28 protein-coding genes are annotated in these 22,513 nt (G+C 70.0%); 20 read left to right on the forward strand and 8 right to left on the reverse strand.

Annotated elements, in window-relative coordinates; translation table 11 throughout:
* Positions 1 to 2: 2 nt before the first annotated feature.
* Positions 3 to 680: an endonuclease V gene (locus EL493_RS29060; RefSeq protein WP_019048699.1), complete on the forward strand. Its 678-nt coding sequence runs from the start codon at positions 3 to 5 to the stop codon at positions 678 to 680.
* On the opposite strand, the gene EL493_RS29065 is transcribed toward EL493_RS29060, so the two are convergent.
* Positions 681 to 1,088, reverse strand: a complete 408-nt coding sequence (locus EL493_RS29065) for a hypothetical protein (protein ID WP_030200839.1) — start codon at positions 1,086 to 1,088, stop codon at positions 681 to 683.
* A gap of 141 nt (positions 1,089 to 1,229) precedes the next feature.
* Here EL493_RS29065 and EL493_RS29070 point away from each other — a divergent pair, with 141 nt between their 5' ends.
* Positions 1,230 to 2,174: a diacylglycerol/lipid kinase family protein gene (locus EL493_RS29070; RefSeq protein WP_019048701.1), complete on the forward strand. Its 945-nt coding sequence runs from the start codon at positions 1,230 to 1,232 to the stop codon at positions 2,172 to 2,174.
* 251 nt (positions 2,175 to 2,425) lie between these two features.
* A complete protein-coding gene (locus tag EL493_RS29075) occupies positions 2,426 to 2,680 on the forward strand; it encodes a WhiB family transcriptional regulator (RefSeq protein ID WP_022567051.1) in 255 nt (84 codons plus the stop codon).
* Positions 2,681 to 2,792: 112 nt separating this feature from the next.
* On the opposite strand, the gene EL493_RS29080 is transcribed toward EL493_RS29075, so the two are convergent.
* Both EL493_RS29080 and EL493_RS29085 read right to left on the reverse strand, forming a co-directional pair.
* Positions 2,793 to 4,307: a sensor histidine kinase gene (locus EL493_RS29080; protein ID WP_019048703.1), complete on the reverse strand. Its 1,515-nt coding sequence runs from the start codon at positions 4,305 to 4,307 to the stop codon at positions 2,793 to 2,795.
* Positions 4,308 to 4,337: 30 nt separating this feature from the next.
* Positions 4,338 to 4,553 carry a biotin/lipoyl-binding carrier protein gene (locus tag EL493_RS29085; RefSeq protein WP_019048704.1) on the reverse strand — a complete coding sequence of 72 codons (216 nt, stop codon included), beginning with the start codon at positions 4,551 to 4,553 and terminating at the stop codon, positions 4,338 to 4,340.
* Positions 4,554 to 4,700: 147 nt separating this feature from the next.
* Here EL493_RS29085 and EL493_RS33950 point away from each other — a divergent pair, with 147 nt between their 5' ends.
* Positions 4,701 to 4,775: a 50S ribosomal protein bL37 gene (locus EL493_RS33950; protein WP_110293457.1), complete on the forward strand. Its 75-nt coding sequence runs from the start codon at positions 4,701 to 4,703 to the stop codon at positions 4,773 to 4,775.
* Positions 4,776 to 4,843: 68 nt separating this feature from the next.
* Here the strand turns inward: EL493_RS33950 and rsrA are convergent, their stop codons facing one another.
* Positions 4,844 to 5,107, reverse strand: coding sequence for a mycothiol system anti-sigma-R factor (gene rsrA / locus EL493_RS29090; RefSeq protein ID WP_019048705.1), 264 nt, complete (start codon positions 5,105 to 5,107; stop codon positions 4,844 to 4,846).
* Between the two features lie 11 nt (positions 5,108 to 5,118).
* Positions 5,119 to 5,760 (reverse strand): sigma-70 family RNA polymerase sigma factor, encoded by a 642-nt coding sequence (locus EL493_RS29095; RefSeq protein WP_378770492.1) that lies wholly within the window; start codon positions 5,758 to 5,760, stop codon positions 5,119 to 5,121.
* A 233-nt stretch (positions 5,761 to 5,993) separates the two neighbouring features.
* Between EL493_RS29095 and ybaK the strand changes: the two genes are divergently transcribed.
* Together ybaK and EL493_RS29105 are read left to right on the forward strand one after the other, a co-directional pair.
* The gene (gene ybaK, locus EL493_RS29100) at positions 5,994 to 6,497 is read left to right on the forward strand and encodes a Cys-tRNA(Pro) deacylase (protein ID WP_022567047.1); all 504 of its coding nucleotides are present in this window, start codon (positions 5,994 to 5,996) and stop codon (positions 6,495 to 6,497) included.
* Between the two features lie 87 nt (positions 6,498 to 6,584).
* Entirely contained in the window at positions 6,585 to 6,896 is a 312-nt protein-coding gene (locus tag EL493_RS29105; RefSeq protein WP_019048708.1) for a hypothetical protein, read from the forward strand.
* A 48-nt stretch (positions 6,897 to 6,944) separates the two neighbouring features.
* Here EL493_RS29105 and EL493_RS29110 read toward each other — a convergent pair whose 3' ends face one another.
* A complete protein-coding gene (locus EL493_RS29110) occupies positions 6,945 to 7,724 on the reverse strand; it encodes an SOS response-associated peptidase (RefSeq protein WP_019048709.1) in 780 nt (259 codons plus the stop codon).
* A gap of 84 nt (positions 7,725 to 7,808) precedes the next feature.
* On the opposite strand from EL493_RS29110, the gene aroA reads away from it, so the two are divergent.
* The gene (aroA, locus tag EL493_RS29115) at positions 7,809 to 9,119 is read left to right on the forward strand and encodes a 3-phosphoshikimate 1-carboxyvinyltransferase (protein ID WP_019048710.1); all 1,311 of its coding nucleotides are present in this window, start codon (positions 7,809 to 7,811) and stop codon (positions 9,117 to 9,119) included.
* Positions 9,116 to 10,117: a ribosome small subunit-dependent GTPase A gene (rsgA, locus tag EL493_RS29120; protein WP_232017365.1), complete on the forward strand. Its 1,002-nt coding sequence runs from the start codon at positions 9,116 to 9,118 to the stop codon at positions 10,115 to 10,117. Before aroA ends, rsgA begins: the two co-directional genes overlap by 4 nt.
* Before the next feature lie 27 nt (positions 10,118 to 10,144).
* Here rsgA and EL493_RS29125 read toward each other — a convergent pair whose 3' ends face one another.
* Positions 10,145 to 11,014: an Ig-like domain-containing protein gene (locus EL493_RS29125; RefSeq protein ID WP_022567046.1), complete on the reverse strand. Its 870-nt coding sequence runs from the start codon at positions 11,012 to 11,014 to the stop codon at positions 10,145 to 10,147.
* A gap of 198 nt (positions 11,015 to 11,212) precedes the next feature.
* Here EL493_RS29125 and EL493_RS29130 point away from each other — a divergent pair, with 198 nt between their 5' ends.
* From EL493_RS29130 to EL493_RS29155, 6 genes are all read left to right on the forward strand, one after another.
* Positions 11,213 to 11,530, forward strand: a complete 318-nt coding sequence (locus EL493_RS29130) for a hypothetical protein (RefSeq protein WP_019048713.1) — start codon at positions 11,213 to 11,215, stop codon at positions 11,528 to 11,530.
* A gap of 124 nt (positions 11,531 to 11,654) precedes the next feature.
* Entirely contained in the window at positions 11,655 to 12,737 is a 1,083-nt protein-coding gene (locus tag EL493_RS29135) for an AMP-binding protein (protein WP_019048714.1), read from the forward strand.
* The gene (locus EL493_RS29140; RefSeq protein ID WP_019048715.1) at positions 12,737 to 14,107 is read left to right on the forward strand and encodes an aldehyde dehydrogenase family protein; all 1,371 of its coding nucleotides are present in this window, start codon (positions 12,737 to 12,739) and stop codon (positions 14,105 to 14,107) included. The genes EL493_RS29135 and EL493_RS29140 overlap by 1 nt, the downstream gene beginning before the upstream one ends.
* A 62-nt stretch (positions 14,108 to 14,169) precedes the next feature.
* Positions 14,170 to 14,616, forward strand: coding sequence for a MarR family winged helix-turn-helix transcriptional regulator (locus EL493_RS29145; RefSeq protein WP_022567045.1), 447 nt, complete (start codon positions 14,170 to 14,172; stop codon positions 14,614 to 14,616).
* A gap of 95 nt (positions 14,617 to 14,711) precedes the next feature.
* Positions 14,712 to 15,161 carry a hypothetical protein gene (locus EL493_RS29150; protein WP_019048717.1) on the forward strand — a complete coding sequence of 150 codons (450 nt, stop codon included), beginning with the start codon at positions 14,712 to 14,714 and terminating at the stop codon, positions 15,159 to 15,161.
* 11 nt (positions 15,162 to 15,172) lie between these two features.
* Positions 15,173 to 15,481, forward strand: coding sequence for an antibiotic biosynthesis monooxygenase family protein (locus tag EL493_RS29155; protein WP_019048718.1), 309 nt, complete (start codon positions 15,173 to 15,175; stop codon positions 15,479 to 15,481).
* 86 nt (positions 15,482 to 15,567) lie between these two features.
* On the opposite strand, the gene EL493_RS29160 is transcribed toward EL493_RS29155, so the two are convergent.
* Entirely contained in the window at positions 15,568 to 15,903 is a 336-nt protein-coding gene (locus EL493_RS29160) for an ArsR/SmtB family transcription factor (protein WP_019048719.1), read from the reverse strand.
* Positions 15,904 to 15,985: 82 nt separating this feature from the next.
* Here EL493_RS29160 and EL493_RS29165 point away from each other — a divergent pair, with 82 nt between their 5' ends.
* Genes EL493_RS29165 through EL493_RS29190 form a run of 6 tightly spaced genes read left to right on the forward strand, consistent with a single transcriptional unit; the run spans position 15,986 to position 22,328 of the window.
* Positions 15,986 to 17,590, forward strand: a complete 1,605-nt coding sequence (locus EL493_RS29165; protein ID WP_022567044.1) for an ABC transporter substrate-binding protein — start codon at positions 15,986 to 15,988, stop codon at positions 17,588 to 17,590.
* Positions 17,557 to 18,573: an ABC transporter permease gene (locus EL493_RS29170; RefSeq protein ID WP_019048721.1), complete on the forward strand. Its 1,017-nt coding sequence runs from the start codon at positions 17,557 to 17,559 to the stop codon at positions 18,571 to 18,573. The genes EL493_RS29165 and EL493_RS29170 overlap by 34 nt, the downstream gene beginning before the upstream one ends.
* Positions 18,566 to 19,387, forward strand: coding sequence for an ABC transporter permease (locus EL493_RS29175; protein WP_030200848.1), 822 nt, complete (start codon positions 18,566 to 18,568; stop codon positions 19,385 to 19,387). Before EL493_RS29170 ends, EL493_RS29175 begins: the two co-directional genes overlap by 8 nt.
* Positions 19,384 to 20,268, forward strand: coding sequence for an ATP-binding cassette domain-containing protein (locus EL493_RS29180; RefSeq protein ID WP_019048723.1), 885 nt, complete (start codon positions 19,384 to 19,386; stop codon positions 20,266 to 20,268). Before EL493_RS29175 ends, EL493_RS29180 begins: the two co-directional genes overlap by 4 nt.
* The gene (locus tag EL493_RS29185) at positions 20,268 to 20,915 is read left to right on the forward strand and encodes an ABC transporter ATP-binding protein (protein ID WP_019048724.1); all 648 of its coding nucleotides are present in this window, start codon (positions 20,268 to 20,270) and stop codon (positions 20,913 to 20,915) included. Before EL493_RS29180 ends, EL493_RS29185 begins: the two co-directional genes overlap by 1 nt.
* A gap of 48 nt (positions 20,916 to 20,963) precedes the next feature.
* Positions 20,964 to 22,328 (forward strand): FAD-binding protein, encoded by a 1,365-nt coding sequence (locus EL493_RS29190; protein ID WP_022567042.1) that lies wholly within the window; start codon positions 20,964 to 20,966, stop codon positions 22,326 to 22,328.
* Positions 22,329 to 22,513: the final 185 nt, after the last annotated feature.

Consider the following 22,513-nt stretch of genomic DNA (forward strand, 5'->3'; position numbering starts at 1 on the left):
GGATGCGGATCACCGCACCCGCCGAATGGCCGGACACGCCCGCGGCGGCGATCGCGCTCCAGGACGAACTGCGCCCGCTGGTGCGCGCGGAAAACCCCGCGCCGCCGCAATTCTCGACCGCGGCCGGAATCGACTCCGCCTATGCCGAGGACGGCACGGTGGCCACCGCGGCGGTAATTCTCGATATCGCCACCCTTGATACCGTGGAAACTGCTGTGGCACAAGGAATTTCGGAATTCCCTTATGTGCCGGGACTGCTCGCGTTCCGGGAACTCCCGGCGACCGTGGCCGCCTTGGAGAAACTCACCGGCACACCGGATCTGCTCGTCTGCGACGCCCAGGGCATCGCCCATCCGCGGCGTTTCGGGCTGGCCTGCCATGTGGGGTTGCTGACCGGAATTCCGACCGTCGGCGTCGCGAAATCGGTGTGGGGTGAATACCGGGAACCGGGCCCGCGCCGGGGCGACGCCACCGACGTCACCATCGACGGCGAGATCGTGGGCCGGGCCCTGCGCACCCGTGACGGGGTCAAGCCGCTGTTCGTCTCCGTGGGCCACCTCGTCGACCTGGACACCGCGTGCGCGCAGGTGCTCGCGCTCACCCGGGGTTTCCGACAGCCGGAGACCACGCGCAGGGCCGATCAGCTGTGCCGCGCGGCGCTGCGCGCGGCCACGGCCTGACTAGCGGCCGTCGCGCTCGTCGTCGGGCAGCTCGCCGTAGTCCTGGGCCATGAACCGGCTCGACGCGGGCGCGAACAGCGCGCCGAGCGCGCCGACGACGACGATCGCCAGCAGGGTTCCCCACAGGGGCTGATGCGAGTCGGTCAGCAACGACCAGGCCACCGGCAGCAGCAGCACCTGGGCGATGACCGCGATGGCCCGGCCCCAGCGCTTGCCGCGCAGCAGCGCGATGCCCGCGGCGAGCACGCCGCCGAACAGCACGCCGAACCACATCGCGGTGCCGATGCCGCTGGCCACCGACTGGTCGTGGCCGGTCAGCGCCCGCACCACCAGCACGATCGCCGTGCCGACACCGGCCAGGCCCTCCAGCGTCACCAGCGCGCCCGCCACCCGCACGCTCGCCGGGATGCCCGCTCGCGCCGGTTCGCCCTCGCGCTGTTCGCCACCGTCTGTCACGTCCTGCTCCGCCACGGGCCCCAGCCTACGACGCCGTGTCGTGGCGGCCCGGCGCGTACCGGCCGATCGGTGACGCCCATTACCCTCGACAGCGTGCGGACGCTGCTCATCGTCAACCCGAATGCCACCTCGACCACCCCGGCGACCCGGGACCTGCTCGCCCATGCCCTGGAGAGCCGGACCCAGCTGACCGTTGCGCACACCCAGCATCGCGGCCACGCGGCCGAACTGGCCCAGTGGGCATCGACCCAGGAGATGGACCTGATCGTCGTGCACGGTGGCGATGGGACGGTCAACGAGACCATCAACGGGTTCCTGCCGGTCCCCCAGGTCGGTGACGACCAGGTGTGGCGGCCGCGCCTCGGCATCATCCCCGGCGGCTCGGCCAACGTCTTCGCCCGCGCGCTCGGCCTGTCCCCCGATCCGGTCACCGCGACCAACCAGCTCATCGATCTGCTCGGCCGCGACGCCGACCGCCGGATCGGGCTCGGGCTGGCCGACGACCGCTGGTTCACCTTCAGCGCGGGCGTCGGCCTGGACGCCGATGTGTGCGAGGCGATCGACGCCGCGCGCGCGAAAGGCCGCAAGGCCACCCCGGCCCGGTATCTGCGCACCACCGTGCGCCAGTTCTTCCGCGCGCGCAAGCAAGAACCGAGCGTCACTGTCGAGGTCCCGGGACACGATCCGGTGGAGTCGGTGTATTACGCCTTCGTCACGAATTCGAGCCCGTGGACCTATCTCGAGGACCGCCCGATTCGCACGAATCCCGATACCACGTTCGAGACCGGGCTGGGGGTGTTCGCGGTGCGATCGATGAGTGTGACCCGCACGCTGCTGCTTGCCCGCCAGTTGCTGGCCGAGAATGGAAACCCCAAGTCGGACGTGTTGTTTCGGGCCGACGACGTCCCTTCGGTGCACGTCGAGACGCCGACCGAGATCGGCCTGCAAATCGATGGCGACTTCATCGGAAAACGCAAGATGGTGCATTTCACATCGGTGCCCAGTGTGCTCGATGTGGTGGCCCCCAAGCCGTCCTGACCTCCGGACACGCGGAAAAATCTCCCGGTTGCGCTGCGAAAACCAGTAGACGCGAGTACAAAGGACCGGGCAGGTTCCCCCTGTGGGACCTCTAGAGCGTGATCTCCCCCACGGTGCGCCGGACACCTATTGACATCTACGGTGTTCGTGAAAGCATTCACAAGCAACCGTGCGGAAACATTCGAGTCGCACAAGTGAACGATCCACTAACCAGAGGTGCCCTTGTGGCGCCCGCGCAAAGGAGCAGAGGAATGGACTGGCGCCACAAGGCCATCTGTCGCGACGAGGACCCCGAGCTGTTCTTCCCGGTGGGTAACAGTGGTCCGGCGCTCGCGCAGATTGCCGATGCCAAGCTGGTCTGCGCCCGTTGCCCCGTCACTGCCGATTGCCTGTCGTGGGCCCTGAAGTCCGGACAGGATGCCGGCGTGTGGGGTGGAATGAGCGAAGACGAGCGTCGCGCGCTCAAGCGGCGCAACGCGCGCACCCGTACGCGTACCTCCGTCTAGTCGACGAAGGAGGCGTTACCGGGCCATTCAGCCCGGTCCGGTAACGCGTGTGAGAACCCGGCACCTCGCGGTGCCGGGTTTATTGTTGCCCTACAGCCGTTTTCGGTGATTCTCAGCGCGCCGAGCGACGGCCCAGCGGTACCCGCAGCACCGCGTCGGTCCCCACGTCGGCGCCCGGGTGCAGCCCGATCGAACCACCGAGTTCCGAGGTCACCAGAGTCCGCACGATCTGCAGGCCGAGGCGGTCGGAACTCTCCAGACTGAACCCGGCGGGCAGGCCACGGCCGTCGTCGCTGATGATCACGTCGAGCCAGCGGGCCGACCGTTCCGACCGAATCGTCACGGTACCGTTCTGGCCCGCGTCGAAGGCGTGCTCGATCGCGTTCTGCACCAGTTCGGTCAGCACCATCACCAGCGGCGTCGCGCGCTCGGCGGAGAACACCCCGAGCGAGCCCGCCCGGCGCACCTTGATCCGCGCGGTGTGGACCGTGGCCACGTCGGCCATGATCGGCAGCAGCCGGTCGACGACCTCGTCGAGATCCACCTCTTCGTCCACCGACATCGACAGCATCTCGTGCACCGAGGCGATCGAGGTCACCCGGCGCACCGACTCCGTCAGCGCCACTTGGGCTTCCGGGTTCTCGGTGCGGCGGGCCTGCAGGCGCAGCAGCGCCGCGACGGTCTGCAGATTGTTCTTCACCCGGTGGTGGATCTCGCGGATCGTGGCGTCCTTGCTCAGCAGCGCGCGGTCGCGCCGCTTCACCTCGGTGACGTCACGCACCAGCACCGCGGGCCCGGCCAGTTGGCCGCCGGGCCGCATCACCAGCGTGCGCAGCAGCACCGTCGCGCCGCGCGCCTCCACCTCCATGCGGCGGCCGGTGCGCCCGGCCAGCGCGGCCTGGATGTCGGCCACCACTTCCTGCGCGTCGAACGGGTCGGTGATCAGCGAGCGCGTGGTCACCGCCAGATCCTGGCCGACCAGATCGGCCTGCATGCCCATCCGGTGATAGGCCGACAGCGCGTTGGGGCTGGCGTAGACGACGATGCCGTCGGTGTCGAGGCGGATGAAGCCGTCGCCGGCGCGTGGGCTGGAATGGGTCGCCGCGCGGTCCTCCGGTGTCGGGAAGCTGCCGTCGGCGATCATCTGGCACAGGTCGTCGGCGCAGGAGACATACGCCGTCTCCAGCAGGCTGCGCACCCGCGCGCGCTGCAGATCGGAGTCGCGGCTGAGCACGGCGATCACGTCCTCGCCGCAGCGCACCGGGATCGCCTCGCGCACCGCGTGCATCGGGCTGGGGTGATAGACGCTGCTCACCTCGACCTCGGTGTCGGTGCGCGCGGTCTGCCCGGTCAGCAGGGCGTCGAAGACCTGCGGGAAATCGATGCGCGAGGCGGTGGTGCCCACCTTGTCGTCGAGATGGACCGTCGGCGCCGTCGTCGGGCGGATCTGGGCGACGCAGACGACGTCGGCCCCGTCGGCGACCGGTCCGGCGCCCACCCACAGCAGCAGATCCGAGAACGAGAGGTCGGCCAGCAACTGCCAGTCGCCCACCACCCGCTGCAAGTGATCCACGGCGATGCCGGGAAGGTCGGTGTGTTCGGCCAGGAGCTCGCTCAGTGTTGCCACGTGGATCTACCGCTTCGCTTGTCCGGTGTCCTAGGCGATGGTGGCGATCAGGTCGCCCGCCTGCAGCACCTGGCCGGGCCGCACATCGATCGAGGTGACGTCGCCCTCGACCTCGGTGAGCACCGGGATCTCCATCTTCATCGACTCCAGCAGCACCAGCGTCTGGTCGACCTGGACGTGCTCGCCGACCGCGACCTCCACCGCGAGCACGGTCGAGACCATCTCCGCGCGCACTTCCTCAGCCATGGCACCCCGTTCAGTAGTCGTTCGGCCACCGCGAGCGGGCGATGGCCGTATCCGCCGAAGCTACAGCCAATCACACATGAAACAATGGCTCTCGATCAGATCGTGCTCCGCGCTCCGGCGGGGAGGACCCAGAGAAGGGAGCTACCTATGGGTAAGCGTGGACGTAAGAAGCGCAGCCGTAAGGGCAACGCCGCCAACCACGGCAAGCGGCCCAACTCCTGAGCTGCGCTCGGAAGTTGCGAAAAGGGGCACCCGACGGGTGCCCCTTTTCTGTGTCCCGACCCGGGCGCTCAGCCCTCGGTGGTCTCGATCCTGGTGACCGTGATCGAGCGGTGGATCTCCAGCTTCAGCCGCTCGCGCAGACCCTCCGGCGCGTGCTCACCACCGCATTTGCGGCTGAGCAGCCCCTTGATCTTCTCCTCGATGCCGTAGGCCTCGATGCACGGACTGCAGTGGTCCATGTGCTGCTGGAGCCGGTCACGGGTGGCCTGGTCGCATTCGCCGTCGAGCATGAGCCATACGTCGGCCAGAACCGCCGTGCAGTCCATCTCCATATCGGGGTCGCTCACTTCGAAACCTCCTGGCGTTCCCCACGGTCGAATCCACGGTCGCGCGCCACGTCGGCGAGCAAACCCTTGAGTTGCTTACGGCCGCGATGCAGCCGGGACATCACGGTACCGATGGGGGTGCCCATGATGTCGGCGATTTCCTTGTACGGGAAGCCTTCGACATCGGCGTAGTACACCGCCATCCGGAATTCCTCCGGCAGCTGCTGCAGCGCGGCCTTGATCTCGTCGTCGGGCAGCGCGTCCAGCGCCTCCACCTCGGCCGAGCGCAGGCCCGTCGAGGAATGCTCGGCGGTTGCCGCGAGCTGCCAGTCGGTGATCTCGTCGGTCGGGTACTGCGCGGGCTGACGCTGCTTCTTGCGGTAGGAGTTGATGTAGGTGTTGGTCAGGATGCGGTACAGCCAGGCGCGCAGGTTGGTGCCCTCCTTGAAGGACTTGAACCCCTGGAACGCCTTCACATACGTCTCCTGCACCAGGTCCTCGGCGTCGGCCGGGTTCCTGGTCATCCGCAGGGCCGCGCCGTAGAGCTGGTCCAGCATCGGGAGCGCGTCGCGCTCGAACCGGGCCGCCAGCTCGGCGTCGTCGACTGCCGAGCCTGATGCCTCGGTGGGCACCACGTCATCGTCGCTCGTCACACCAATCCCTTCGATCGCCGTAGTAGCCGAATCTACCGGCACCACGGATTCGAAAGGCAATCGCGCACCCCGGGGCGAGACGGGACGCTCCTCGAGCAGCACTGTCACAGTCTCTCCTTCACCGGTCGGGGGGCGGTTGGCTTGTCACTCGTGTGCAACATGCACTCACGGACCGGTGTTCCCGGCGGGTCGGAAAATTGTTTGCCGGGCGGGGCGGCGCGGTGGTTAGGGTGACGCTCATGGCAGCCGCGTCGACGCCCGCTATCAAGGTCCTCACCGGTGCGGGTATCGCGCACCGGGTGCACGCCTACGCCCATGATCCGCGGGCGGAGTCCTATGGCGGCGAGGCCGTCGACGCGCTCGGCGCCGAGCTGGGGGTGGCGGCCGGGCAGATCTTCAAGACGCTGGTGATCGAGCTGTCCACCGGCGCGCTGGCGGTGGCGGTGCTGCCGGTACCGGCCAAGTTGTCGCTGAAAGCGGCGGCCGCGGCGCTGGGCGCGCCGAAGGCGGGGATGGCCGACAAGACCAAGGCCGAGCGCACCACCGGCTATGTGCTGGGTGGCGTGTCGCCGCTGGGACAGCGCAAGAAGCTCGCGACGGTCGTCGACGCCTCGGCGCTGACGTGGGACCGGGTGCTGTGCAGCGCGGGCAGACGGGGGCTCGAGATCGAGCTCGCCCCGGCCGATCTGGTCCGCGCGACGGGCGCGGTCACGGCGGAGATCACAGCCCAGGCGCGCGGATAGCCATCCGATCCCGGTCTGGTTCCGAATCCACAACGACGCATTCCGCGCCCGGTACGACCGATTCGACCCGAGGATGTGATGCGAGAAATGTCCGCTCGTTCGACGATCGCCACCCTGTCCGGTGCTCTTGTCCTGACCTTCGGCGCTGTCGCCTTCGCCGCGCCGGCCACCGCCATCCCACCCGTCGCGCCCTCGGCGCCCACCGACCCGGGCGACTACCCGCTCAACGGCCAGGGCACGCCGAAGAACTCGCCGCAGGCCGCGCCGGAGAAGGACGAAAAGGCTGAGAAGGCGGAGAAGCTCGGCGGCGGTGTCGCCAGTGAATTGATCGACCTGGCCACCGGCATCCTCAAGTGTGGTTTGAACATCGCCACCGATGCGGTGCCCTGCAAGCTCTGACGTACCCGCGACGGGCCGGATCAGCGACCGCTGATCCGGCCCGTCGCGTCAGAACAACCCCGGTTCGCCCGCTGTGTCAGCCGTGGCGAGCAGTTCCGGGCCGTTGTTGCGCACGCTGTTGACCAATGTCGACACCGGCCGCGCCACGATCGACGACACCTCCTCGGGCGAGGCGCCGGTGAGCAGCTCGGCCGGCGCCGGATGATCGGGGTCGAGCCACGCGTCCCAGTGCTCACGCGGCATCGGCAGCGGCATCCGGTCGTGGATGCGCGCGAGGTCGCCGATCGCGTCGGTGGTCAGGATCGTGCACGACAGCAGCGGCGCGGAATCGGGCGCCTCGCGGTCGCGCCAGACCGACCACAGCCCGGCCATGTACAGCCGGGAACCGTCGGCGTGCGCCATGTAATACGGCTGCTTGACGGCCTTGCCCTTGGCGGTCGGCGCCGATTCCACCAGCCACTCGTACCAGCCGTCCATCGGGACCAGGCAGCGCTTGTGCTTGGCCGAGTCGCGGAACGAGGGCGCGGTGATCGCCTTGTCGGCGCGGGCGTTGAACAGCGGCTTGCCCTTGGCGGGCACGCCCGGCTCGCCCGCCTTGGTCCAGGACGGGATCAGGCCCCAGCGCATGCGGCGCACCCGCAGCTTCGGGTCGTCCTCGGGCTCACCGTGCTCGTGCCGTTCCACCACGGTCAGCACCTGACTGGTGGGCGCCACGTTGTAGCTCACCGCCGCGTCCTGCTGGTCGGTGTCGAGATCGGTTTCGTCGATCGCGTCGAGTTCGGCCGCCAGCCGACCCGGATTCGTGGTCGTCGCATATCGTCCGCACATAGGGCCATCGTCTCATCGGAGTCCGACACCCGGAGGCGACGCGACGCGGTCGAATTCCACACCAGCCGTGTGTCCGGACCGCACATGCGCGAAGATGGGCGGGTGAGTTTCTGGCCAGCGCCCCATATCGAGGTCCCCGTCCACGCGACCGTGACCCTGCCCGGTTCGAAATCCATCACCAATCGCGCGCTCATCCTGGCCGCACTGGCCGATGGCCCGTCCACCCTCACCGGTGCGCTGCGCAGCCGCGACACCGACCTGATGATCAAGGCGCTGCAGGGCCTGGGTACCGAGATCCTCGGCGACGCCGAGACGCTCGAGGTCACCCCGGCGCCGCTGCGCAGTTCCGCCGTCGACTGCGGGCTGGCGGGCACCATCATGCGGTTCCTGCCGCCGGCGGCCGCCCTGGCCACCGGCGATGTGGCCTTCTTCGGTGACGAGCAGGCCAAGTCCCGCCCGCTGACCACCATCCTGGACGCGCTGCGCGCGCTCGGTCTCGACGTCGACGGCGACGCCCTGCCGTTCGTCGTGCACGGCACCGGCAGGCTGCGCGGCGGCACCGTCACCATCGATGCCTCCGGCTCCTCGCAGTTCGTCTCCGGGCTGCTGCTCTCGGCGGCCCGCTTCGACGAGGGCATCACCGTCCACCACGACGGCAAGCAGCTGCCGTCCATGCCGCACATCGAGATGACGGTGGAGATGCTGCGCCGCGCCGACGTGGTGGTGCACACCCCCGCCGACTCGCGCAGCGCGCAGACCTGGACCGTGGAGCCGGGCCCGATCCGCGCGGTCGACTGGGAGATCGAGCCCGATCTGTCCAACGCCACCCCGTTCCTGGCGGCGGCCGCCGTCACCGGCGGCGAGGTGAGCATTCCGATGTGGCCGCGCGGCACCACCCAGCCCGGCGACGTGATCCGCGAGATCCTGGTGCGGATGGGCGCCGAGGCGCGCATCTTCGACGGTGTGCTCACCGTGCGCGGCCCGGCGAGCCTGGCCGGCATCGATATCGACCTGCACGACGTCGGCGAACTCACCCCCACCGTCGCCGCGCTGGCCGCCCTGGCCGACTCGCCCTCGCACCTGCGCGGCATCGCGCACCTGCGCGGTCACGAGACCGACCGGCTGGCCGCGCTGTCGACCGAGATCAACCGGCTCGGCGGCGATGTCACCGAGACCGAGGACGGCCTGGTGATCAATCCCGCCCCGCTGAAGGGCGGGCAGTGGCACTCCTACGCCGACCACCGGATGGCCACCGCGGGCGCCATCCTGGGCCTGCGGGTGCCCGGCGTGGAGATCGAGGACATCGGCACCACCGCCAAGACGCTGCCGACCTTCGTCGCGCTGTGGGAGCAGATGCTGGCTCCCGCCTTATCGGGTGAGGGAGCGGTGCGCTGAGCCGCCGCGGCCGCACCGCAGCCAGCTACGACGAGACCGATGTGCGGGTTCGTCCCGGCCGGGCCTCGCGACCGCGCACCAAGACGCGTCCCCAGCACAGCGACGCCGAGCCCGCGATGGTGGTCTCGGTGGACCGCGGGCGCTGGGGGTGTGTCCTCGACGGTGACGCCGACCGCCGCATCGTGGCCATGCGGGCCAGGGAACTGGGCCGCACCCCGATCGTGGTCGGCGACCAGGTCGACGTCGTCGGCGATCTGACCGGCAAGCCCGACACCCTGGCCCGGATCGTGCGCGTCGCCGAGCGCGGCACCGTGCTGCGGCGTACCGCCGACGACACCGATCCGTTCGAACGGATCGTGGTGGCCAATGCCGAGCAGTTGTTCATCGTGGTTGCGCTGGCGGATCCGCCGCCGCGCACCGGCTTCGTCGAGCGGGCCATGGTGGCCGCGTATGCAGGCGGGCTGGAACCGATCCTGGTGCTCACCAAGCGCGATCTGGTGGCGGAATCCGAATTCGCTTCCGCCTTCGAGGGTCTGGATCTGAAGATCCGCTACGCGGGGATCGACGACCCGATCGAGCCGGTGCTGGAGTTGCTCGACGACCGGCTCACCGCCCTCATCGGCCATTCCGGCGTCGGCAAGTCGACGATGGTGAATCGTCTTGTGCCCGACGCGTATCGGGCCGTGGGCGAGGTGTCCGGGGTGGGCAAGGGCAAGCACACCTCCACCCAGTCGGTGGCGCTGCCGCTGCCCGGCGGTGGCTGGGTGATCGACACACCGGGCGTGCGGTCCTTCGGGCTGGCGCACATCACCTCCGACGACGTGATCGCCGCGTTCACCGACCTCGCCGACGCCATCGAGGACTGCCCGCGTGGCTGCACCCACCTGGGGCCGCCCGCCGATCCGGAGTGCGCGCTGGACCAGCTCCCCGGCACGGAACGGCGGGTCGCCGCGATTCGTCAGCTGCTGACCGCGCTGATCTCCAACGAGACCTGGTAGCAACCGATTCCGTGCCGGGGAGGGTGCTCAGAACCCGAAGGATCCGGTGCCGGTGCCGCCGCCGTCACCCGGGCCGGGATCGGTCGGCACGTCGGCCACGGTGACCACCTTGGTGGTCGAGGAACTGGCCACGCCGCTGCGCCCGGAGAAGGTCGCGCCGATGGTGTAGGCGCCGGGCGCGCCCGGGGTCCACACGATCGAGGCCTTGCCGTTCGCGCCGACCGGGATGTCGCCCAGGACGTTGTCGCCCGCCTTGAACTGGACGGTGCCGCCCGCCGCCGCGGGCGAGACGCTGGCCTCGAGTGTGACGGCCTTGCCCACCTGGGCACCGGAGACGTCGGTGATGACCGTGCTCGACACCGCGTCGCTGGACACCGTGATGGCCGGGCCCTTGCCCTGATAGGTGCCGTCGCCCAGGGAGCCGCCGTAGTGCATGGAGGTCGGCAGCGGGGTGTCGCGGGCGCAGTTCACGCCCACCTTGTACTGCACCTCGAAGGTCTGCGACTTGGGCTCGATGTTCGGGTACACCGGGTACTTGGTGATGCCGAACTCGGCACGCACCCAGTCCGAGGACGAGGTGTCGAGCTGGACCGGGTCACCGCCCATCTTCGCCGAGCCCGCGACCGGGGTCAGGCAGGCCGGGTGCAGATCCTTGATGTTGTAGATGTATTCGACCGGGATGCCGGTGCGTTCGAACTTCGTCGTCACGGTCACGGTGTCGCCGACGACCGGGTTGGTGTTGGACACCGTCCTGGTGAACTTGCTGTTCCCGTCGTTCCAGGTGATCGTGCCCGGGGCGGCCGCGGCCGTACCGGGGACCGCCGCCACGGCGAAACCCGCCGCCACCGCGAACACGGCCATCGCACCGGCTGCCCGCTGCCTGTTTCTGTCCACCATCGTTGTCTCCCACATGCGTCGGGCGCCCCTCGACATCGTCGTCGAGGCGGCTGGTTCGCCCGAGTTGGCGAGCAGTAGATCACGGCGGCGGGCACTCGCGGACCGGAATCCGAAATGAGCATCATTCAGATTGCGAATTCGACTCACGTTCGTCCGCGTTCCCGGTCTCGGACACCCGGCGCCGGTAGCGTCTCCCCCATGAAGCCACCGGCGATCGGTTATCTGCGCCGCGACATCTCGGGTGTCGCCCAATCCTGGGACGAAACGCAGATCCGTTCGCTAGCCGAGCGGCTCGGCTACCGCTTCACCAAGACCGTCGTCTTCAGCAATCGCACCACCGATCCGATCGGCCGCCTCCTCGACGTGGTCGCCACCACCGAGGCCGTCGCGGTGGTCATCCCCGACCTCACCCACCTCGATCCCGACCTCCCCGACGCCCTGCTCGCGCGCTGCGACATCATCACCGTCTCCCCCGAGGTCGTCCACCCACGCACCATCCCGGCCCTGCCCGCGTAGACCGCACCATCGACGTTCCTATCGTCTGATCGACGTGGGCGCCGGGACCACCGGCGCAAGCAGTGGGCGCGCAACGATAAACCTCGCAAAACGCCCACTCCTTGCGCGCTCCGGAGGCTGTGCCATGTGGTCCGACATACTCGATCTGGATGTGGTCGACCCCGACCCCGACGACTACATCCAGGCGGTGATGCACTGGCATTTCAGCCCCGAGACGGGCAGCCCGTACTGGCTGCGCCGCGTCGAACGGCTCGACTTCGATCCACGGACCGACGTGCGGACCTTCGACGATCTTCGCCTGTTCCCCAACGTGATCGACGAGTTCCGCGACGTCGCCGTCGGGGATCTGATTCCGCGCGGTCTGCGCGGAGCCGATCGCGAGATCGCGGGGATCTACGAGAGCGGCGGCACGACGGGCGCGCCGAAGCGGTTCGTGATGTTCGAGCGGTGGATGGAATTCGCGCTGTCCTGGGACGAGCACCACTACGCCGACCTCGGCACCACGAACACCCTGGCCATCGCGCCCAGCGGCCCGCACATGTTCGGCGAGTTCGCCTCCCGGCGCGCCCGCAGGCACGACGGGGTGAAGTTCACCGTCGACCTGGACCCGCGCTGGATCAAGCACCTCATCGCCACCGGCGACACCGAGGGCGCCGATCGCTACGCCGAGCACCTGATCGACCAGGCCGCGGCGATCCTGACCACCCAGTCGGTGGGCATCCTCATCACCACGCCGCCCCTGCTGGAGCGACTGGCCAGGCGCCCGGAGCTCGTGGACGCGGTGCGCGCGCAGGTGCGGTACCTGTGCTGGAGTGGAGCACACATGGATGCCGACACCAGGGAGATCCTGCGCCAGGAGGTCTTTCCCGGCATCCCGCTCAAAGGCCTCTACGGCAGCACCACCATCCTCGGCATGTCCCGTGAACGCGACAGCGAACGCGACGACGGGCTCGCGGTGTTCGACACGCCCAGCCCCTTCATCACCTTCCGGGTGGTCGACCCCGCCACCGGCGACGACGTCGACGAGGGTGAGCGCGGACAGGTGGTGATGAACCATCTCACCAGATACGCGCTGCTGCCGAACAATCTGGAGCGCGACACCGCGCTGCGCGCCGAGCCGGCGCCGGGCACGCTCGGCTGCGCGGTCGCCGATGTGCGACCGGTGTCGACCTTCGCCGAGAAGTCGGTCATCGAGGGTGTGTACTGATGATCGAGATCGACGCCCTCGGCCCGGCCGGCGCGTACCGGGCCAGGCAGCGCATTCCGATCACCGCGCTGGACGGCACGAAAGTCGGTGAGCTGGGCCAGGTTCCGGCGCTGTTCGTCCGGCGGGCGCTCACCGCGATGCGCGCCGCGCCCACGCTGCCGGTGGGCGAATGCCTCGCGCTGATGAGCGAGGCCGCCGAGCTGTTCACCACCGCGACCATCGGCGGGCTCGATCCCGAGGAGTACGTCCGGATCGTCTCGACCGTGTCGGGCGTGCCCCGGCAGGTGGTGCGCCAGTCGGTCGAGTGGGTCGCCGAGGTGCTGCGCGCACAGCCCGACACGATGGCGCTGGCGATGCCGCGCGGCGCCGTCGCCGAGTGGTCCGACGCGCGCACCGGCGACGGCGCGGGCGTGTGGGTCCGCAAGGGCGACGTCTTCGCGGTGCACGCGGCGGGCAACACTCCGGCGGTGCACGGGCTCTGGCCCGAGGCGCTGGCGCTGGGTTACAAGGTGGTCGTGCGGCCGTCGGCGCGCGAGCCGTTCACCGCGTTCCGGCTGGTGAGTGCCCTGCGGGCGGCCGGCTTCCCGCCGGAGATCGTGACCCTGCTGCCCACCGACTACGCCGCCGCCGACGTGATCATCGCCGAGGCCGACTACGCGATCGTGTACGGCGGTCAGGATGTCGTGGACAAGTACGGCGCGAGCCCGCGGGTGCTCACCCAGGGCCCCGGCCGGTCCAAGATCCTGATCACCGCGGACGTGGACTGGCGGGAGCGGATCGACGTGATCGCCGATTCGGTGAGTCACCTGGGCGGCACCGCCTGCACCTGCACCACCGGGGTGCTGGTGGAGGGCGATCCGGAGCCGCTCGCGCGGGCGCTGGCCGAGCGGCTCGCCCGCATTCCGAGCCTGCCCGCCGATCATCCCGACGCCCTGCTCACCGTGCAGCCGGTGCCCGCGGTGGTCGCGATCGACGAATACCTGCACGAGGTCGCCGGATCGGCGCGGCCGCTGCTCGGCGGAGAGACCATCGTCGACGAACTGCCGTCCGGGGGCGCGGTGCTGCGCCCCGCGGTCCACCTGGTCGACTCGGCGACGGCACCACAGCTCGGCGTCGAGCTGGCCTTCCCCTGCGTCTGGGTGGGGCCCTGGCGGCCCGCGGACGGCATTGCGCCCCTGCGGGATTCACTGGTGCTCACCGCGATGACCACCCGCGCCGACCTGGTCGACGCCCTGCTGACCGAGCCGACGATCACCAATCTCTATCTCGGCGACAATCCCACCACCTGGCTGCGGCCCGGCGTTCCGCACGACGGTTACCTGGCCGAATTCCTCATGCGCTGCAAGGGCATGATCCGCTCGGGCATCTGATCCGGCGCGCCCGCGCCCGGCCTGTCCCGGCCGGGTGTGGGCGCGTACGGGAAAATGACCGGGTGACCACCGAGAATCCGCGCCCCCGACCGCCGGCGATGAGCCCGACCATCCTGGTGATCACGCTGTCGCGGCGGGTCGAGGCCGAGCTGAGCGCTGCCTTGGCGCCGCTGGATCTCACCGTGGCCCGGCTCGGGCTGCTCGGGCATATCAACGGCGTCCCGGGAGCCTCGTTCAGCGAGCTGGCGCGGATGTCGGGGACCAGCGTGCAGAGTGCGCACACCGCGGTGAAGTCGCTGGTGGCGGCGGGACTGGTGCAGGACCGCACGGCCCGCGCCGGGTCGGCCTCGGCGATCGAGCTCACCGAGGCGGGGACGCGACTGCTCGGCGAGGCGCGAAAAGTGGTGACCCAGGTCGACACCCAGCTCTTCGGGCCCGATGCCGATCCCATCCAGCGGCGCGTCGGGGCGGCCATCGTGGCGGCGTTCACCGGCGCGTCACCCGCCTGACCAGCGCTCCCACCGGACGTGATCCAGACAACCTTCAACATGGCTGAAACTCGAGCTAAGCTTCAGCCATATTGAAGGTCGGAGGGAGTTCACCGGTGGAACATTTCTTGCTGTCCGTGCACGTGGTCGCGGGCATCGTCTTCGTCGGGGGTTCGGCAGTCGCCACCAGCCTGTTTCCCCGCTACGCCCCGGTCGCCGCGGGCGGGCCCGACCCGGATTCGGTGCGCAGCCGGTCGGTGGCGGTGGCCCTGCACCGGATCACCGGCAACTACGCCAAGCTCGCGATCATCGTCCCGGTGATCGGCATCGTGCTGGCCACCATCCAGGGCCGGATGAACGAAATCTGGATCACCGTCGCCATGATCACCACCGCGATCGCCGGCGGCCTGCTCGCCGTCCAGATCCACCCACTCCAGCGCCTGGCCCTCGCCGAACCCGACACCGGCCGGCGCCTGAAGACCCTGTCGATGCTCGCCGGCATCTACAACCTGCTCTGGACAGCCGTCGTCGTCCTCATGATCGTCCGCCCCGGCTCCACCAACTGAAGGATTCCGACATGCCCGACCAGGGAGTCACTTTCATCAATGTCATCGAGGTAGCCGCCGCCGACGTCGACGCCTTCGTCGACCAGTGGCGCGAGCGAGCCGCCCTCATGCGCACCGCCCCCGGCTTCCGCGACGTCCGCCTGCACCGCGCCCTGCTCCCCGACACCCGCTTCCAGCTGATCAACGTCGCCCACTGGGACAGCGCCGAAGCCTGCGAGGCCGCCGGCCTCAACCCCACCGTCGTCGCCTCCGTCGACCAGGCCCGCCGGGTCGCCACCGCCAACCCCGCCCTCTACGAAGTGGTCGCCGAATTCCCCTGAGCCACAACACCTGCGGCGCGGCGCCACGTGCTCGCCCCGCGTCTCGCCTCCCCTGCGCGCCCATACCTCCGGGCCACGCAGTCACCTCAGGTGTGTTTGGCGCCGATGGTGTGGAGGATTTCGTGGATGGTGGGGTCCGTCAGGCGGTTGGTGACGGTGCGGCCTTCGCGGGTGGAGGTGACGCAGCCTTCGTGGCGCAGGACGCGCAGGGCCTGGGAGATGGCGTTCTCGGTGCGGCCGATGGCGGCGGCGAGTTCGCCGACGCTGATACCGGGGGTGCGGTGCAGGCAGAGCAGGATTTCCAGGCGGTTCGGGTCGGACAGCAGGTCGAAACGCTGCGCCCAGGCGGCGATCTCGACATCGCCGATCGCGCGCCGGCCCAGTTCGACCGGCGTTCCCTCCAGTGTGCGTGGCTCTCCCATGGCCCGCTCAGCTTAGTCCCCGGCTGGACAGCGCCGCTATTATCTGTCCATCTGTTCAGATAGACATGAGTTGGGATGTGGGATGAGGCTCCGCGCTCGGCCGCTGTTCGCTGTGGGGGCCGCGTGCGCGCTGGTCGTCGCCGGGTCCGCGTGCGGCGCGCCGACCAGCGGTCCCACCGATTCCCTGGTCCTCGCCGACGCCTATGAGCTGGGCGGATACAACCCGGTGGCGGGCTACGGCGCGGCCGGCGAGGCCAAGGTCTACGACGGCCTGCTGCGCCTGACGGGCAGCGCGGGCCTGCCCGGTTTCGCACCCGCGCTGGCCACCGCGCTGCCGACACCGAACGCCGACGCCACCGTCTGGACCGCGCCGCTGCGCCCGGGCGTGCGCTTCAGCGACGGCTCCGAATTCGACGCCGCCGACGTGGTCGCCACCTACCGGGCGATTCTGGATCCCGCCTCGGCGTCGGAGGCGCGGTCCTCGTTCTCGATGATCGAGCGGGTGGAGGCGGTCGACCCGGCGTCGGTGCGATTCACCCTGCGCCATCCCTATGCCGCCTTCCACACCAAACTGCTGATCGGCATCGTCCCGTCGGAGTCGGTCGCGACGCCGGGACCGGCCACCGCGTCCCCGCTCAACACCGCCCCGATCGGCACCGGCCCCTACCGGCTCACCAGCCTGGAGCCCACCCGCGCGGTCTTCGCGGCGAACGAGAACTACTGGGGCGGTGCGCCTGCCGTGAAACGGCTGACCCTGCTCCACGTCCCCGACGACAACACCCGCGCCCAGCGCATGGCGGGCGGCGAACTCGACGGCACCTCCCTGCCGCCGCTGCTGGCCGCCACCTTCGACGGGAAGCCGTCGATATCGGTGCGGTCCAGCACTTCCGCCGACTGGCGCGGCGTCTCGATGCCCGCCGGCGACCGGGTGGCGGGCGATCCGGCCGTGCGCCTGGCCCTGAACTACGCGGTGGACCGGCAGTCCATGATCGACAACATCCTCGGCGGCTACGGCAGGCCCGCCTACACCCCACTACCCGCGGTCTACGGCGAATCACACAATCCGGCAGCCACTTTCACCTTCGACCGGGCCCGTGCCGAACGGATTCTCGACGACGCGGGCTGGCGCGCCGGCGCCGACGGCATCCGCGCGAAAGACGGTGTGCGCGCCCGGTTCACGGTGATGTACAACTCCACCGACACGCTGCGCCGCGACCTCGCCCTCGCCTTCGCCTCCGATGCCAGGCGCGTCGGCGTCGAGGTGGATCTGGAAGCGCTGTCCTGGGATCGGATCGAGCCACGCATCGGGCAGGCGGGCATTCTGCTCGGCGGTGGCGCCGAACCCTTCGATCCCGACACCCAGGTCTACGGCACCCTGCACTCGCCGTCGGCGGATCCCGGCGCGAGCAGCCCCTACGACAATGCGAGCAGGCACACCGATCCCGCGATCGACTCGCTGCTCGACCGGGCGCGGCGCAGTACCGATCCGGCGGTGCGGGCCGGCGCCTATCGCGAGGTGCAGAGCCGGTACGTCCAGGACCCGAGCCACGTGTTCCTGGTGCACCTCGATCACACCTACGTGCTGAAGGAGTCGGGCTGGGCGAGTTCGGGACGGATTCTCGAACCGCACGCCCACGGCGTCACCTGGGGTCCGTGGTGGTCGCTGCACACCTGGACGCGCCGGTGACCCGTTGGCGCGGGCGTGGTCTCGGCGCGATGATCGGGCTCCGGCTGGCGACCTTGGTGCCGGTGCTGACGGCGGTGTCGGCCGCGCTGTTCGCGGCGGCGGCGGTGTCGCCGTTCGATCCGCTGGTCGGCTATCTCGGTGACCGCTACGAATCCACCAGCGCGGCCGACCGGACCGTGCTCGCCCAGCAGCTGGGCGTCGACCTGCCCTGGTACGAGCTGTACCGGCGGTGGGCCGTCGACCTGGTCCACGGCGATCTCGGAGTGTCGCGCGGATTCGCCCAGCCGGTGAGCGAGCTACTCGCCCAGCGCATTCCGTGGACGGTCCTGCTGGTGGTGGTCGCGATGAGCGCGGCCGTGGCCGTGGCGCTCGGGGCGGGTGTCTGGGCGGGGATGCGTCGGGGCGGCATCGTGGACCGGGCGCTGGCCGCCACCTGTGTGGTGCTGCAAGGGCTGCCGCCGTTCGTGGTGTCGCTGGCGGCGATCGCGCTGTTCGCGGTGGGGCTGGGCTGGCTGCCGCCCGCCGGGCTCACCGACGCCGGGGCCGAGGTCGGGTTCGGCCAGGTGGCCCGGCATCTCGTGCTGCCCGCCGCCGCGCTGGCGCTCTCGCAGGTGCCGTGGCTGCTGCTGGCGGTGCGGGAGTCGGTGTCGGCCAATCGCAGTGAGGACTTCGTGGTGGGCGCGGCGACCCGGGGGATCGAGAACGCCACCATCACCCGCAGGCACATCCTGCCCGCCTCGCTCGCGCCGTTCGTGACGATCCTCGGGGTGCGCCTGCCCGAGATCGTGGTCGGCGCGGTGCTGGTGGAGGAGATCTTCTCCTGGCCCGGCGTCGCGGGCGCGTTCGTGCGGTCGGCGCAGGATCTGGACATGGCGCTGCTCGCGGTCCTCACCGTGGGCACCACCTGCGCGGTCATGCTGGGTTCGCTGCTCGCCGATGTCGCTGTCGTGGTGCTGGATCCGCGGGTGCGGGCCGATGGCTGAGCGGCGGTTGACGATGGCGCTGGCGGTGCTGGTCGCGGTGGTGCTGTACGCGGTGCTGGTCCCGTGGCTGGCCGGTGTCGACGACCGGCTCACCGACTTCGCCGTCGCCCGCCAGGCGCCGTCGGGCGCGTGGTGGTTCGGCACCGACGCGGCCGGGCGTTCGCTGTTCGTGCGGATCGCGGCGGCGCTGCGGACCTCGCTGCTGGTGGCGGCCTGCGCGGCGGCGGTGTCGACGGCGATCGGGGTGCTGGTCGGCGCGGTGTCGGCGCTGGCGGGCGGCTGGACCGACCGGGTGGTGATGCGCGCCGCCGACACCGCCAACGCGCTGCCGCACCTGCTGCTTGGCATCGTGCTCGTGGCGCTGTTCCGCGGCAACACGGTGGCGGTGGTGCTCTCGATCGGGCTGACGCACTGGGTGCAGGTCGCCCGGATCGTGCGCGCGGAGAGCCTGAGTCTGCGCGAACGCGAGTACGTGGCGGCCGCGGTGCTGGCCGGGGCGGGGCGTGGGCATCTGCTGCGGCGGCATCTGCTGCCCGCCGTCGCCCCGCAGGCGCTGATCGCGGTGGTCCTGCTGCTGCCGCACGCGATCTGGCACGAGTCGACGCTGTCGTTCCTCGGGTTCGGGCTGCCCCCGCACGAACCGAGCCTGGGCACCCTGCTCGCCGAGGCGCGGACCTCGCTGCTGCTCGGCGGCTGGTGGACGCTGGCCTTCCCGGCCGGTTTCCTGGTGCTGACCACGGTGGCGGTGGCTGTCGCCGGATCGGCGCTGCGTGGGGTGCTGCTGCCACCGAAACCGTCGAGGATGCCGCGATGACCGGATTGTCGATCACCGATCTCACCGTGCGGATTCCGGTGTGCGGCACAGGCGTTGTGCATGCCGCGACCGAAGTGACGCTGGATATCGCCGCGGGCACGGTGACGGCGCTGGCGGGCGAATCCGGTTGCGGGAAATCGATCGTGGCGAGCGCCGTGCTCGACGTGCTGCCGCCGGAAGCCGTGGTCACCGGGTCGATCCGGCTGGAACTGGCCGACCGGACGCTCGATCTGCGCAGCACCGATCAGCCGTATCGGGGCAGGCACGTCGCGCTGGTCCCGCAGTCGCCCGGGACGCATTTCACCCCGGTGCGCACGATCGGCGCCCAGCTGGCCGAGACCATCGCCGCGCTCGGGACCGCGCACACTCCCGCCGACCTGGTCGACCGGGCGGGGCTGCCCAGCGCGGCGCTGGCGATGTTCCCGCACGAACTGTCCGGCGGGATGGCGCAGCGGGCGGCGGTGGCCGCGGCGCTGGCCGGTGACCCGGAGGTGATCATCGCCGACGAACCGACCTCGGGCCTGGACCAGGCCCGCACCGACCAGATCGGGCAGCTGCTGCGCGAGTGCGCCGACCGGGGCGCGGCGGTCCTGCTGATCACCCACGATCTGAGTCACCTCGAACGCTCGGGCATCGCGGACACGCTGGCGATCATGTACACCTCGCGCCTGATGGAGGTCGGGCCCGCCGCGCAGGTACTGGCCGATCCGTGGCACGCCTACACCGGTGACCTGCTGGCGGCGCTGCCCGAACGCGGGCTGCGTCCGCTCCCGCATCCGCCGCGCGCGCTGACCGGGCTGTCCGAGATCTGCCCGTACGCGGGCACCACCACCGAGCTGCGCCGCGAGGAGCAGCGCCTGATCCGCCGAGCGAGGTCGTGATGCTGATCGCCGAGGCCGTCAGCGCGGGGTATCGCGCCGGGGAGCCGGTGCTGCGCGGGGTGGACCTGCGGGTCGCGCCGGGTGAGATCGTCGGGATCAGCGGCGACTCGGGCTCGGGCAAAACCACGCTGGCCCGAGTCCTGGCCGGGCTGCTCACGCCCAGCGCGGGCCGGGTCACCCTCGACGGCAAGCCGCTGCGCGAGCAGCGCGGCGCCGTCGCCATGGTCTTCCAGAATCCGCGCGCCGCTGCCAATCCCCACTTCACCCTGGCCCAGATCATCGCCGAGCCGGCCCGCATCCGCCGCGCCCCCGCCCCCGACCTCACCGCCGCCATCGCGGCCGTCGGCCTGACCCCCGACCTCCTCGACCGCCGCCCGCACGCCCTCAGCGACGGCCAGCTCCAGCGCGCCTGCGTGGCCCGCGCCCTCGCCCAGCGCCCCCGCCACCTGATCCTCGACGAGGCGACCGCCATGCTCGACGCCGCCACCACCGCCACCGTCATCCGCCTGATCATGTCCGAAGCCGCCACCGGCCTCGGCGTCCTCCTGATCAGCCACGACCAACCCCTCCTCACCGCCGCCTGCACCCGCACCACCACCGTCACCACCGGCACCCTGACCCCGCACCGCCCCTCAGCCTCCGCTTAGCAACGCGTCCTACTGTGTGCCCCTGTGACTTTCACGCAGGGGAATCCAGTGAGCACCCGACGCAGCCTGAGCGGCTGGGGCCGAACAGCACCGACCGTCGCCGAGGTGCTGCGCACCTCCGACATCGCGGTGATCGCCGAACGCGTACGGACCGCCGGCCCACGCGGCGTCATCGCGCGCGGTCTCGGCCGCAGCTACGGCGACCCGGCCCAGAACGGCGGCGGCCTGGTGATCGACATGACCGCGCTGGACCGCATCCACGACATCGACCCCGACAGCGGGATCGTCGCCGTCGACGCCGGTGTCAGCCTGGACACCCTCATGCGCCGGGCGCTGCCGTACGGGCTGTGGATTCCCGTGCTCCCCGGCACCAGGCAGGTGACGATCGGTGGCGCCATCGGCTCGGACATCCATGGCAAGAACCATCATTCGCAGGGCAGCTTCGGCAACCACGTCGTGTCGCTCGACCTGCTCACCGCCGACGGCTCGGTCCGCACGCTGACGCCGGAAGGCGCCGAATCCGACCTGTTCTGGGCGACGGTCGGCGGCATGGGGCTGACCGGCATCATCATCGGAGCGCGAATCCGGTTGAAGCACACCGAGACCGCCTACTTCCTGGTGGACAACGACCGTACGCGCGATCTCGACGAGACCATGGAGCTGCTCACCAACGGATCCGACGACGGCTACGACTATTCGATGTCGGTGCCGGACACCATTTCCACCGGGGCCAAGCTCGGTCGCGCCGGATTCAGTCGCGGCTCGCTGGCGACGGTGGACCAACTCCCGCCGAAACTTCGGGGCAAACCGCTGAATTTCGACGCACCGCAATTGTTCACCGTGCCCGATATCTTTCCGAACGGGATGGTGAACGGTACGACCACGCGCATCGCCGCCGAGGCCGCGCATCGTATGTTCCCGCGCCAGGCTCGTGGCCGGATCCAGAATCTGACGCAGTTCTATCACCCACTGGATCTGCTCGGCGAATGGAACCGCGCCTACGGCAGGCGCGGATTTCTCCAGTACCAGTTCTCGATGCCCTACGGCGCCGACAACCAGCTCGCCCACGCCGTGCAGACCATCGCCGAATCGGGCCACCGCTCGTTCCTCAACGTCTTCAAGCGGATGGGGGCGAGCAACCCGGCGCCACTGTCCTGGCCGCACCCTGGATACATGCTGAGCTTGGACTTTCCTATTGCGCCCGGTCTCGACCGGTTCTGCGCCGAGCTCGACGACCTCGTCCTGGCGGCGGGCGGACGCCTCTATTTCGCCAAGGATTCGCGCACCACCCCGGAGACGATCGCGGCGATGTACCCGCGGTTGGCGGAATGGCGGCGGGTTCGGGATCGGGTGGATCCCGGGCGGGTGTTCGCCTCCGACCTGTCGCGCCGGCTCCAGCTCGTCTCGGGGTGAGCTGCGGCGACGTGTTCCAGATCACGGCGGTGTATTTCCGAGCGAAAACACTTAGCGGCAAACGCCATTCGGCGGTAATGACGCAGATCACTGTCCGTTTTGAACTCTTATGAGATCTTAAGTTACATCTCAGCAACATTGAGTTGGACACTTGATCATGGGTGCTCGATCGAGGGCCTGCGCTC

This window comes from Nocardia asteroides, from assembly GCF_900637185.1.
Classification (GTDB): domain Bacteria; phylum Actinomycetota; class Actinomycetes; order Mycobacteriales; family Mycobacteriaceae; genus Nocardia; species Nocardia asteroides.